This window comes from Stenotrophomonas sp. (assembly GCF_059505245.1).
This window is the reverse complement of record NZ_JCACKF010000010.1, coordinates 86310-97648: the sequence shown is the minus strand read 5'-3', so window position 1 is coordinate 97648 and position 11339 is coordinate 86310. Positions and strand designations below refer to the sequence as shown.

Here is an 11339-nt window from a genome sequence, read left to right as displayed (position 1 = left end):
CGACTGCTTCCAAAGAGGTACTGCCAAGAAGTTTCAACAGACCCGACGGACGCTTGCGCCCGCGGGCCGGATCCGGACCTCAATCCATTCGGGCCGGTTTGTCGCGGTAATGGTTGGGGTTGAACACCCACATACCATCGTGTTCCTGCACGTTGCGGACTTTCAGCTTGAACAGCAGGCGCAGGCCCAACAGGCGGAAGATCATTTCGTCACGCTTAGCCATCTGCCGCATGATGAAGACCGCCACCGGAATGGTGAGCAGAAACCAGAAGTTCGTGTACATGCTGAGCAGCAGCAACCCACCTGCCACCATGAAGAATGGCAGGTAGGGAACGCCCAGGAACATTGCCGGACGTGTGCAGCCGCGGAAGACGACGTTCTTATGCACTGTAGTACTGGACAGCCTGCTGGATCAGCATGGAGGTCTTGCCCTCGCAGGTGCCATAGTCGTCACCCAGCAGCATACGTGCGATCTGGCCAGCGGCACCGATCAGTACGCCACCGATCAGGATCGGAGCCACATCACCAATGCGCTTATGCGCAAAGGCAATCTGGTAGCCAGCAAAGATGACGGCAATGGTCACCACGGCGATCGAGGCCATGTTCAGCAGACCATTGATGCTGTCGAAGAAGCCACATACCTTCTTCTCGGTGCCACCATAATTGACGCCGCCCTGATTGGCGAAGACCTCCGGAGCGAACAGCGCACCAACGAAGAGGGTGGCCATCAGGAGAGTCTTCAGCGTGCGCTGGGCCTGGACGAGGTCGAGATTGGATCGCTTCATGGATTGATTTCCTTGTTGATGGACTAACACAACTGAATCGACCAGCCGGGGGACTGGCCGCACCACGACTTCGTCAGAACACGAAGGCCGCATCCCCTGCGGGAATCTGCTGCACCGGCGCAGCCTGCACCGGTGCGTTGAATGAATTGTCGCCACCGGCGACAGGCTGGTTGCGCTCGCTCCAGGGCCGCAGCATCACTGGCCCCTCATTGCCGGCGCCAGCAGCACTTGGCAACTGCTGCGGCATGGCCATCGCCTGTGCAGCACCCTGCTGAGGCAGCTGCTGCGGCATGCCACCGGCCTGTTGCTGGGGATAGGCGGGCCCTTGGCTGGGCTGCGCCTGAGGCTGCATCATCCTGTCCACTGAACCCAGCACCACCTTGGACAGCGTCTGGTCGGCGAGATTCAGCAGGCTGCCCCGCGCCATCGCACCGGTGGACGGGTACACGACATAGGCGCGTGCGGGATCTTCCGACGGCACGTACACCGGGCCATTGGACTGCGCAACGATGCGGGCCTGCGCCGGAGAGGCCAGCTGCGGATGATGTTCGACCTTCACGCTGCGGCGCTCGCCGCGGCTGACCACGTCGATCGGTGCAACGCCATTGCTGGCAAGCATCTGCCCGCGGCGCATCGAGTCATAGACCTTCTGCACGTAGCCGTGACGGAAGCCGGTCTCGAAATTGCCCGAGTAGTAGCAGCTGAACGACTTGCCCCAATCACCACCGGAGCGCTTGTAGCACTCGGCGAGGATGCGCGAACCCGCCTGCAGGTTCGGGCACTGCTGGAAGGCCTTCTCGTAGGAATCCAGCCCGTATTTGCCCAGGTTGTAGCGATTGACCTGGGCCAGTCCGATCGAGAAGTTGTAGCCCTTCTCTTCCAGCATGCGTACCGTCGCCAGCGCTTCATCCAAGGCCTTGGGCTGGCGCACCAGTGCGCCGCCGACCACGCCGATGGCGTAGGGATTGCGCGACGATTCGACGTTGATTACATGCTGCATCACATCCATCGAGACGGCCATCTCCGGGCACGCCATCATTTCCAGTCCTGGCAGCATCCTTCAGCCCTCCTGCCCCTGGGCACGCCCAGGATTGAAGTCGATGCCGGTGATGTAGCGCGAGCCGGCATGCGCCTTGATATGCACGACGATGTCGATGGTCATCATCAACAGCCGCTTGATCACGTTGAACTCCAGGCCCGAACCCTCGGCCGAAGCCTTCACCATCAGCGCCAGCTGGTCCCAGGTCTGTTCCGGACTGCCGGCGTGGCAGCTGGTGATCGACCCCGGGTGGCCGGACGCGCAGTTACGGATGAAGTAGAACGCCTCGTCACCGCGCAGCTCGGCGAGGATGATGCGTTCGGGCTTCATGCGCAGGCAGGCTTCCATGCAGCTCTTGGCGCTGACATTGCTGGTGCTTTGTCCACCCTTGGAATACAGCAGGTGCACGACATTGGGTTGGGTCAGAAACAGTTCGCGCGCGTCCTCGATGGTGACCAGTCGCTCGTTGTCCGGGATATGATTGACCAACGCTTTCATGAAGGTGGTCTTGCCGCTACCGGTCGCACCGGATACCACGATGTTCTTGCGGTACATCACCGCACGCCGGAAGAACTCGGCGTACTCGCGCGAATGGCGCAGCTCCAGCAGCTCACGATCCTGCTCGCTGATGCTGCCATCGGTTTCCAGGATCTGATTGAAGAAGCCGTCTTCGTGATACTGGCTGAGCGACTTGGTGTGCTTGGACGGCAGACGGATGGTGATCGACACCTTGCCTGCATCACATGCCGGCGGAATCACGAACTGCGCACGCTGGCCAGTGGGGAACGTGAGCGACACGACCGGATCGGCATCGGTGATGCGCTGGCCGGTGTTGCTCTCGTTCACCACCGCCGTGCAGAACTGCCGGGCCCGCTCGAAGGTCAGGCTCGGCACGTCCACCCGCTGCCACCCCGCCCGGGTTTCCAGGTACAGCTCACCGGGACGGTTGATGCAGATTTCCGTCACTTCCGGAGACGTCATGTACTCGGCGATGCCCAGCACTTCGTACTGATAGCGCAGGAAATCGCTGGAGACGAGGGCGAGGGGTGACACTTCGGCGTCCATGATCGTTCGTTGAGTTACCGGCGGGGGTTCAGCACGTTGGTGAAGTCAACGTCCTTGGCGACGTAGACATTCACGATCGTGCCCTGGTTGATCGTGACGGTTGGCGGACGGCGCTCGCTGAGCGCCTCATTGGCAAGTCGCTCCATGGTGCGAGCGGTTGCGCTCTCGTAGGGAGAGCGCACGGCAAAGCCGTTGCTGGCGACCGTTGTCGATTCTGGACCGTGCTCGGCTGCGGCGTACTTGAAGGCGTCAGCGATGAGGCTGATCATCAGCGCCGACGCGATACGGCTACCCCAGTGCGCACTGTACTGGCCAGGATGTCCTGCCCCGCCCAGGCCGTCCGTACCAGGGCTGGACATCGCCACGTCGATGCCATTCGGCGTGGTGATGCGATCCCAGATCACTTCCACCCGCTTGCCGATCGGACCACCGCCGTAGGAGCCATAGATCTTGGAGCCCTTCGGAAGCAGCAGGCTGCGCCCATTGATCGAGTACACCGGCTCGGTCAGCAGGCACGATGTGTAGCCGGCCACGTCGGTGATGATCCGCGTTTCCAGCACGCATCTCAGGTACGTGCCACGAACCAGCAGCGCGTCAGGGCTACGGATATAGGCGGCATTGGAGACATTTTCCACGTCGGGGCCACGACGGACCTTCTGCGGCTGGGTCTGAGGATTTGCTGCCGCCTGCATGGCAGCGATCATCGCCTGGTTGTAGTCAGAGTTCTGGCTACCGGACGACGCGCCCGCGTCGCCCCCCCCTACCCCGGAACCGCCGCCCATGCGCCGGTCCATCAACGTCGGCCCGCGATCTTCTTGTGGCCTACTCGCCGACGGAAAACCGGGCATGGGCACTTCCTGCTGGGGCGCAGGCGGCAGCATCGGAATCGGATCGGCAGCAGCCACCGGCGGCGCCGGATCAGCTGCGGTACCCACGCTCGGCAGCTGTGGTGTCGTCGCACGCGCCTCTTCCCGCGGCTTGTTCTGCTCGGTCGCATCATCCTGCCCCTTGCGGAACAGCAGGAAGCCCATTGCCATCAGCAGCAGCACGATGCCACCGAGGAACAGCAGCGCCTTTCGGTTCAGCCGCTGCTCTTCGGCCGAGCGCAGCTGCGGCGCGGCCGCGTCAAGATCCGGCGCCGGCTCGGCCTGGGCCGTGCCGAAGTAGGGATTCGACGGCGCGTCCGCGGCACCCTGTGCGCCATACGGGCTCTGGCTCTCGTCGCGTCCGTTGTTCGGGTCGTTTCCGGGAGTGTTCTGCTGGCTCATTTCTTCACGTTCCTTCGCAGACCGACGACGAAGTCGCCGTGGCGGATGACCAAGTACGGGTAGGTCCCGTGCACGATCAGCGTATTGCCTTCAACCGTGGTGTTGACCACAAAGTCCTCACCGTATTCCGTTTCGCGACCAAACACCGCCGGGAAGATGCCGGTCTTGTACTCCGGCGAGTTCGGCAGTTTCAGGTAGGTGAAACGGCTATCGTCGTAGGCGTTGACCGGGATCAGCCACCCCATCTTCTTCGCCTTGCTGGTCGAATAGGAGTAGTTGAAGTTGTACTGGCGGTCCTTGGCCAGTTCAGAGCTCAACAGCGGTTTGGCCTCTTCCTCCACCGCTTCCTGGGCGACACCGAACACGGTGTCGTTGGGATAGACGAAGGCGATCTTGTACTGCACGCCTGCACGACGGGCCTGCTCCAGCTGGCGCCAGTCGGTGGCCACCACCTTCAGTTCGAAGATGTAGGAATGGGTCTCGGTGCGCACCATCATGTTGGTGTCGACGTCGACGTTCTTCGGCTTGAGGTAGAACACGTTCTCGCGACGGGTTAGTTCCCAGCCGCTGCTGAAGCCGGTGCTGTAGTCGAGGATCTTCTCGTTCGGGCTCAACTCGATCTGGGTGGTCAGGCCCAGGCCGGTGCGAACCGGGTAGATACGGTCCTTCTCGTACTCGTAGTGGTCCACCGCCTGCGCCATCGCCGCTGCTGAGAACAGCAACGACAACATCGACAGCAGCGCCAGCGCGCTTCCCCTGATATTTCGACTACTCATCGGTTGCTTGCTCCATCAGCAGTTCCGGTGGAATTGTTCTGCGCCGGCCTCATGGCCGGCTGTCCGGGCATGGCCTGCCCCGGCATCGCTTGCCCCTGCACCGGCTGACCCGGCATCAGTTGGCCCTGTACAGGCTGTCCCGGCATCGGCTGGCCCGGTACCTGACCGTTGGCTGGCACCGCGACCGGCTGGCCGGTGGCCGGGTCGATCATGGTGGCTGCGGCCGGATTGTTGGGATCGTAGACGCCCTGTGCCTGCTGCGCCGCCTGTGCGGCCTGCTGCGCCTGCGCCTGCATGGCGCCGTCATCCGGCACCGGCACGCCACGCGAATAGTCGTTGTCGACTCGGTACTCGGTGACCTGGAAGGCCAGCGGATTGAGGATGCGATCCTGTTCGGACAACGCCAGGTTCTGGTTGTACTCGAAGCGCATCGTCACCAGCTGGTTGTCAAGGTAGCTGGATGCTCCGGTCCGCTTGTCCAACAGGCTGCGCTGGATGCGCACCGACGCACCGCGGAAGCTGCCGTTCGGCTCAGCCCCCAGCGGCGTGATGCTCAGGATCTTGACCCGAATGGCCTTTTCGCGGCCGTACATTACAAACGGGTTCTGAGGGTTACTTCCTGCGTATCGCATACGCATGCTCTGAGCAACCGGGCTGCTGGACATCACGAACACCAGTTCCCAGTCACGCAGGCCCATCACCGCCGAGTCATACGATTCGCGCGCGAGTACGTACTGGGCGACGTTGCTGCGATTGATCGCTTCGTTGGTGGTGATCGTCTCGCCCTGGAAGGTGCCACTCAACCGCGCGACGGTCGCTGTGCCGGTGTAGGCATCGGCCATGACCAGGAACGGCACCTTTTCCTTCAGCGGCAGCATGTAGTAGTAGCCGCCCGCCAGTGCGAGCGACATCAGCAACGAGCCTGTGGCGACCCACCACGCACGCCGCTCGCTGCGGCGCGCCATGTCGGCCACGGTGATCTCGTAGCTGACCGCCTTGGCGACCGACTGCTCGACCTTGGGACTATTGCCGGGATCCTTCTTGCGGAACATGGATTCTTCCGTACTGCTGAAACATCAATGGGCGTGGCACCCCTGCGACAGGCGCGGGGAGCGGCACGTTCGATGATTTCGAGGTGGACTCAGGTGCCGCTGTTTGAATCAGCGCCCTGTGCCGACGCGGTCGGCGTCGAGCCAGCGCTCTGCACAACGATCTGGTTGCCAACGATGGAGACGGAGATGCCCTGCGCTGCATAGGCCGCCGTCAGATCGATCACGGCCTGCTGAGCGTTGGTGGTGTCGATGCTGGAGACCGCGCCGTACAGGGTGAAGTCCGAGCTCAGGCGGTAATCCAGCGTGCGTCCGGAATCCTTGGCCCAGCGCTCGAGCATGGCTTTGAGCGTGCCATCCATCGGCGAGGCCTGGTAGACGTAGCTGGAGTACAGCGGGATCTCGGTGGGTGCCGCAGCAAAGCGGTTGACCGGCTTCCAGCGGCCTCCGAAATCGGGAGCGGACTTGGTGGCGCAACCGGCCACCATCAACGCCGCCACTGCGGCGATGGACATTTTCGCGATAAACGCCTGATTCATACGGGCTTCACTTTGACGTACGAAAAAGCAGTCCCGAGCATTGGCCCCCTGGTCGTCCGGCGCTGCGTCGCGCACGCCGGAATCGGAGCGACGCACTGACTGGCAGCACACCTGCTCCGGCTCCCCTGCAGCCAACGGCTGCCAACCAAGTCGCGGGGCCGCCAGACACTGCCGACGACACACCCGCATACCTCACCAACGTCGAAACCATCCTTGTTTCATGGCACAAACTCCTGGCCACCCTGCTCTACAACATCTGCCATCCATCACACATTTCTGAACGACATGCACAGGGTCGCACAACCACGCGTCAATTCCATGTCAGACAAGTCTGAAAATCCATGAACAAATGCCAAATTCTTGACCGAAATCACGAATTCACATTATTAACTACGAATGGTGATCACAAATTCAGCGACGTGAATTAGACGTTCAGCATCGGAACGTCCACCTTCGGCAGCAGCCTCGAGGTGAAGTAGCGATCCTTGTAGTACCGGATCTTGTCGCACTTCACCGGGTGAGGTATCCCCTCGTACAGGAACACCTCCATGTCCGGCCCCATCGCCTTCAGCTCCTGCGGCAGCATCAGCGCGCGCCGTTCCTCGGTGAAGTTGTGGGTCTTCTCGCGGGCATGGGTGACGTTCTTCCTGCGCACCGTGGTGTAGCCCAGCATGTCCGAGTAGTCGTTGGCATCCTGCTGTTCGCGCGGCGCGTACAGGATCTGCAGCGCGTGGTTGGTGATGATCGTGCGAGAGACTTCCCGGCCGTAGGTGGCGTCGAGCTGGGACATGCTCTGGATGATCGGCAGCAGGCGGATGTTGTAGCCGGCCATGTAGGAGACCGCCGAGGCGATGATCTCCACTTTGCCGATCGAGGTGAATTCGTCCATCAGCAGCAGGCACTGGTACTTCAGGTCCGGGTTGGACTTGGGCAGTTCCTTGGTGTTGAGGTTGATCAGTTGGCTGAAGAACAGGTTGATGATCAGCCGGCTCTCGGCCAGCTTGTTGGGCTGGATGCCGATGTAGATGGTCATCTTCTTCTTGCGGACGTCGGTCAGCAGGAAGTCGTTGCTGCTGGTGGCCTTGTCCAGCACCGGGTTGATCCAGGGATTGAGCGGCTCCTTGAAGGTGCCCAGGATCGAGGCGAAGGTCTCATCGGCCTGCGACAGCATGTTGGCGAACGCCGAACGGGCATTGGCACTGAGGAACGGTCGCTCCGACAGGGTCTTGAGGTACTTCTTCAGGTCGGTGCCGTCGCCGGAGGACAGACGGTACACCGCACCGAGCGTGGGCGTGCCGGCGCCGCCCGGGAAACCGCTGCTGCGCTCGTCGTCCCAGTTCTCGAACAGGTACAGGGTAAAGGCCATGAACGCGTTGCGTGCCTGGCTGACCCAGAACTTCTGGTCCTCGGCCCCGTCTGGGTACAGCATCGCGGCGATGCTCATCAGGTCCGACACCCGGAAGGCCGGATCGTCGGAGACGTAGCTGAGCGGGTTCCAGCGGTGCGTGCGCCGGTCCTCGGCGAAGGGGTTGAACAGGTAGATCTCCTGGCCCTGGCTGGCGCGCCAGCCGCTGGTCAGGTCGAAGTTCTCCTGCTTGATGTCCAGCACCACCAGCGATTCGCCGTACTCCAGCAGGTTCGGGATGACCACGCCCACGCCCTTGCCCGAGCGGGTGGGCGCGGCCAGGATCACGAACTGCTGGCCATCCAGGCGCACCAGCTTGCCGCCATGGCTGCCGACCACGATGCTCTGGCCGGTCTTCTTGAACATGCCGTGCTTGGCCAGGTCGGCGCCGGTGGCGAAGCGCGCGTCGCCGTGCAGCGAGCGCTTGTCCTTCTTCAGCAGCAGCACCAGGCCGGCCACCAGCAGCACCAGCAGGGGCAGGCCGAAGCCTACGTAGCCCGCCCATTTGATCTTGCCCACGAAGGGCGCGACCTGCGGTTGGCCGATGGCGTGGACGTACTGGTAGTAGGTGTTCCAGGTGAACAGCTGGGTGTCCAGCCCCAGGAACAGCAAGGTCAAGTAGCCGGAGAACACGAAACCAAGCAACAGGGTCGCCAGCGTGATGATGGCGATGAGCAGATACTTCTTACTGGGCAACACCCGAATCCTCCATGATGCGCACGCGGCGCGACGGCCTAGCGGTGGCGCCAGCGCGACGCCTTCTTCCGCAGGTGGTTCTCGTTTTCCAGCCCGGGCTCCTCGCCCTCTTCACGCACCAGTTGCAGCAAGCGTTGGCGCGCTTCGGCCAGTGATATCAGGTCGGTCAGACGATCCCCATCGTCGGCGACGACCGCATGGCCGACCACATCGCCGGGAGCGTACACCGGCTCGTGGGACACCGCTACCAGCTGGTAGCGGCCACGGGTTTCCAGCACATGCCTGAATTCCTGCATCGCACTCCTCCTTGTCGGGGCAACACTGCGCCCCCTGCCCCGCCATCATGCCGGTGGCAGCGTCATGGGCGCATCCACAACCGCTGCGGCTTCTGCGCGAAACTGTGCGCGGATATCCAAGGAGACCGCAATGGACTGGGTAGCACTTGCCCGCACGCTGGCCACCGAGGCCCACGCGGGGCAGATCGACAAGGCCGGCCAGCCTTACATCGGCCATGTGGCGCGGGTGGCGGCTGCGGTGCGCGGCGACGATGACGCCGAAGTGGTGGCCTGGCTGCATGACGTGGCCGAGGACTGCCCGGCGTTTGCCGCGCGGATCGAGGTATTTCCCGCACCGCTGCGCGAGGCGGTGCAACTGCTCAACCGCGATGCAGCACCCGACGCGGACAGCTACTACGCGCGCATTGCCGCCCACCCGCTGGCACTGAAAGTGAAGCGCGCCGATCTGGATGACAACGCCGATCCGCAGCGGCTGGCGATGCTCGATGCGGCGACGGCCGCGCGCCTGCACGGAAAGTACGCTCATGCCCGGGCGGCGCTGGGCATCTGAGCCGGGCGCGACGAGGCTCGGCGGGCCGGCGTGTCACCGATCAAACGCTGATTTACCCTGAGTGCTGCTGCTCCTGCTGCAGTGCAGCAGTACAATGGGCGGCTCCCGCCCCCCATCGCGCCCCCGCATGAGCCCCAACTCTTCCCTGGCTGCGCGGCTGACGCCCCGCCAGCGCACCCTGATCATCCTCGCCCTTTCACTGGGTGGCTTCGCCATCGGCACCAGCGAGTTCGCCAGCATGGGCCTGATGCTGGAGATCAGCCGCGGCCTGTCGATTTCCGAAACCCAGGTCGGGCATCTGATCAGCGCCTATGCCATCGGCGTGGTGGTCGGCGCCCCGATCCTCGCCTTCGTCGGCGCCAGCTTCCCCCGCCGCAAGCTGCTGCTGGCACTGATGGGCTTCTACGCGGTCGGCAACCTGGCCAGCGCGCTGGCACCGAACTACGGCACGATGCTGGTGGCGCGCTTCGTTGCCGGCCTGCCGCATGGCGCCTACTTCGGCGTGGCGATGCTGGTGGCCGCGGCGATCAGTCCCGCAGGCCAGCGCGGCCAGGCGATGTCACGCGTGCTGCTGGGCCTGTCGATCGCGATCCTGGTCGGCAACCCGCTGACGACCTGGCTGGGTCAGCAGCTGAGCTGGCGCACCGCCTTTGCCCTGGTCAGCGTGCTGGCCATCGCCACCGTGGCGATGATCGCGCGCTTCCTGCTGCCGGACCCGGATGAAGTACGTACCTCGCCGATGCGCGAGCTGCGCGCCTTCAACACGTCCCAGGTGTGGCTGGCGCTGGCGATCGGCGCGGTCGGCTTCGCCGGCATGTTCTGCGTGTTCACCTACCTGGCACCGACCCTGGTGCAGGTCACCGGCGTGGCCGAATCGTGGATGCCGCTGGCGGTGGGCGTGTTCGGCATCGGCGCGATCATCGGCAACATCGCCGGTGGCTGGCTGGTGGACAAGTTCCACTTCAAGGCCGCCGCCGTGGTGCTGCTGTGGTCGATCGTGATGCTGCTGCTGTATCCGCTGGCCGCACAGTCGGTGTGGACCATCGGCCCGATGATCATCACTGTCGGCACCATGGGCGCACTGGCGGCGGTGCTGCAGACCCGCCTGATGGACGTGGCCGGTGAGGCGCAGACGCTGGCGGCGGCCTCCAACCACGCCGCTTTCAATACTGCCAACGCACTCGGCCCGTGGCTGGGCGGCATGGCAATCAGCGCCGGCTTCAGCCCGGCCAGTACCGGCTATGTCGGCGCGGCTACCGCGATCGGCGGCCTGCTGCTGTGGTGCGTGGCGGTGATGCTGGACAAGAAGCGCAGCACCGCCGTCGTCGGCAGCCACTGAACATTGCGCCGGATCGTCAGTTGCTGCCTCTGCGGCGACGGCGATCCGGTCGCAGCAACGCTGTATCGCCGGCCACCAGGGTCGGCCGCGCCAGCTCACCGCGCTTCACACGGTCCAGCACCCGCCGCGAATTGGCTGCACAGTCGATGCCGTCCGGCCGCGCCTGGATGTCCTCGATCAGGGCCAGCAGATGCGCCCGGCTCTCTGCCAGCCGCAGCTGCAACGCTTCGATGTCAGCCACCTTCTGCTGCAGCATCGTGATCAACGCCTCATGCTGCCACTGGCCCATGTCCGGTGGCAGCAGGGCGCGGATCTCTTCCAGGCTGAAGCCTGCACGCTGCGCGCCCGTGATCAACTCCAGCAACAGCACCGCCTGTTCCGGATAGTCACGGTAGCCATTGGCCTGGCGCTGCACCACCAGCAGCCCCGCGTCTTCATAGAAGCGAATGCGCGACGCCGCGAGGCCCGTGAGGCGGGCCAGCTCACCGATCTTCATCTGCCTGAATCCTCGCCATGGGAGTCTGTTGACCTT

The 11339-nt window shown here is 63.6% G+C and carries 13 protein-coding genes; 2 read left to right on the top strand and 11 right to left on the bottom strand.

All coding sequences use genetic code 11. The features are described from left to right. Nucleotides 1-79 precede the first annotated feature (79 nt). The 10 genes from AC5JLE_RS03600 to AC5JLE_RS03555 all read right to left on the bottom strand — a co-directional run bounded on the left by AC5JLE_RS03600 (nt 80) and on the right by AC5JLE_RS03555 (nt 8918). Complete coding sequence (locus AC5JLE_RS03600) at nt 80-388, bottom strand: VirB3 family type IV secretion system protein (protein WP_005417227.1); 309 nt, start codon at nt 386-388, stop codon at nt 80-82. Continuing rightward, entirely contained in the window at nt 381-785 is a 405-nt protein-coding gene (locus AC5JLE_RS03595; RefSeq protein ID WP_014647573.1) for a TrbC/VirB2 family protein, read from the bottom strand. The genes AC5JLE_RS03600 and AC5JLE_RS03595 overlap by 8 nt, the downstream gene beginning before the upstream one ends. A gap of 73 nt (nt 786-858) precedes the next feature. Then, the gene (locus AC5JLE_RS03590; RefSeq protein WP_241884535.1) at nt 859-1842 is read right to left on the bottom strand and encodes a lytic transglycosylase domain-containing protein; all 984 of its coding nucleotides are present in this window, start codon (nt 1840-1842) and stop codon (nt 859-861) included. A gap of 3 nt (nt 1843-1845) precedes the next feature. Next, entirely contained in the window at nt 1846-2889 is a 1044-nt protein-coding gene (gene virB11 / locus AC5JLE_RS03585) for a P-type DNA transfer ATPase VirB11 (RefSeq protein WP_032961561.1), read from the bottom strand. 14 nt (nt 2890-2903) lie between these two features. After that, on the bottom strand, nt 2904-4157 hold the full coding sequence (locus tag AC5JLE_RS03580) for a TrbI/VirB10 family protein (protein ID WP_169411833.1): 1254 nt from the start codon (nt 4155-4157) through the stop codon (nt 2904-2906). Next, complete coding sequence (locus AC5JLE_RS03575; protein WP_021202792.1) at nt 4154-4933, bottom strand: TrbG/VirB9 family P-type conjugative transfer protein; 780 nt, start codon at nt 4931-4933, stop codon at nt 4154-4156. Before AC5JLE_RS03575 ends, AC5JLE_RS03580 begins: the two co-directional genes overlap by 4 nt. Further along, on the bottom strand, nt 4930-5985 hold the full coding sequence (locus AC5JLE_RS03570) for a VirB8 family type IV secretion system protein (protein ID WP_032957011.1): 1056 nt from the start codon (nt 5983-5985) through the stop codon (nt 4930-4932). The genes AC5JLE_RS03575 and AC5JLE_RS03570 overlap by 4 nt, the downstream gene beginning before the upstream one ends. Nucleotides 5986-6074: 89 nt before the next feature. Beyond that, nucleotides 6075-6521 (bottom strand): hypothetical protein, encoded by a 447-nt coding sequence (locus AC5JLE_RS03565; protein ID WP_032957008.1) that lies wholly within the window; start codon nt 6519-6521, stop codon nt 6075-6077. Nucleotides 6522-6945: 424 nt separating this feature from the next. Then, entirely contained in the window at nt 6946-8625 is a 1680-nt protein-coding gene (locus tag AC5JLE_RS03560) for a type IV secretory system conjugative DNA transfer family protein (RefSeq protein WP_014647580.1), read from the bottom strand. A gap of 35 nt (nt 8626-8660) precedes the next feature. Continuing rightward, nucleotides 8661-8918, bottom strand: a complete 258-nt coding sequence (locus AC5JLE_RS03555; RefSeq protein WP_014647581.1) for a hypothetical protein — start codon at nt 8916-8918, stop codon at nt 8661-8663. A 130-nt stretch (nt 8919-9048) separates the two neighbouring features. Between AC5JLE_RS03555 and AC5JLE_RS03550 the strand changes: the two genes are divergently transcribed. Continuing rightward, nucleotides 9049-9468, top strand: a complete 420-nt coding sequence (locus tag AC5JLE_RS03550; protein ID WP_032957003.1) for an HD domain-containing protein — start codon at nt 9049-9051, stop codon at nt 9466-9468. A gap of 127 nt (nt 9469-9595) precedes the next feature. After that, nucleotides 9596-10807: an MFS transporter gene (locus AC5JLE_RS03545; protein WP_014647583.1), complete on the top strand. Its 1212-nt coding sequence runs from the start codon at nt 9596-9598 to the stop codon at nt 10805-10807. Nucleotides 10808-10823: 16 nt separating this feature from the next. On the opposite strand, the gene AC5JLE_RS03540 is transcribed toward AC5JLE_RS03545, so the two are convergent. Next, nucleotides 10824-11303 carry a MerR family transcriptional regulator gene (locus AC5JLE_RS03540; RefSeq protein WP_496065047.1) on the bottom strand — a complete coding sequence of 160 codons (480 nt, stop codon included), beginning with the start codon at nt 11301-11303 and terminating at the stop codon, nt 10824-10826. Between the last annotated feature and the right edge of the window lie 36 nt (nt 11304-11339).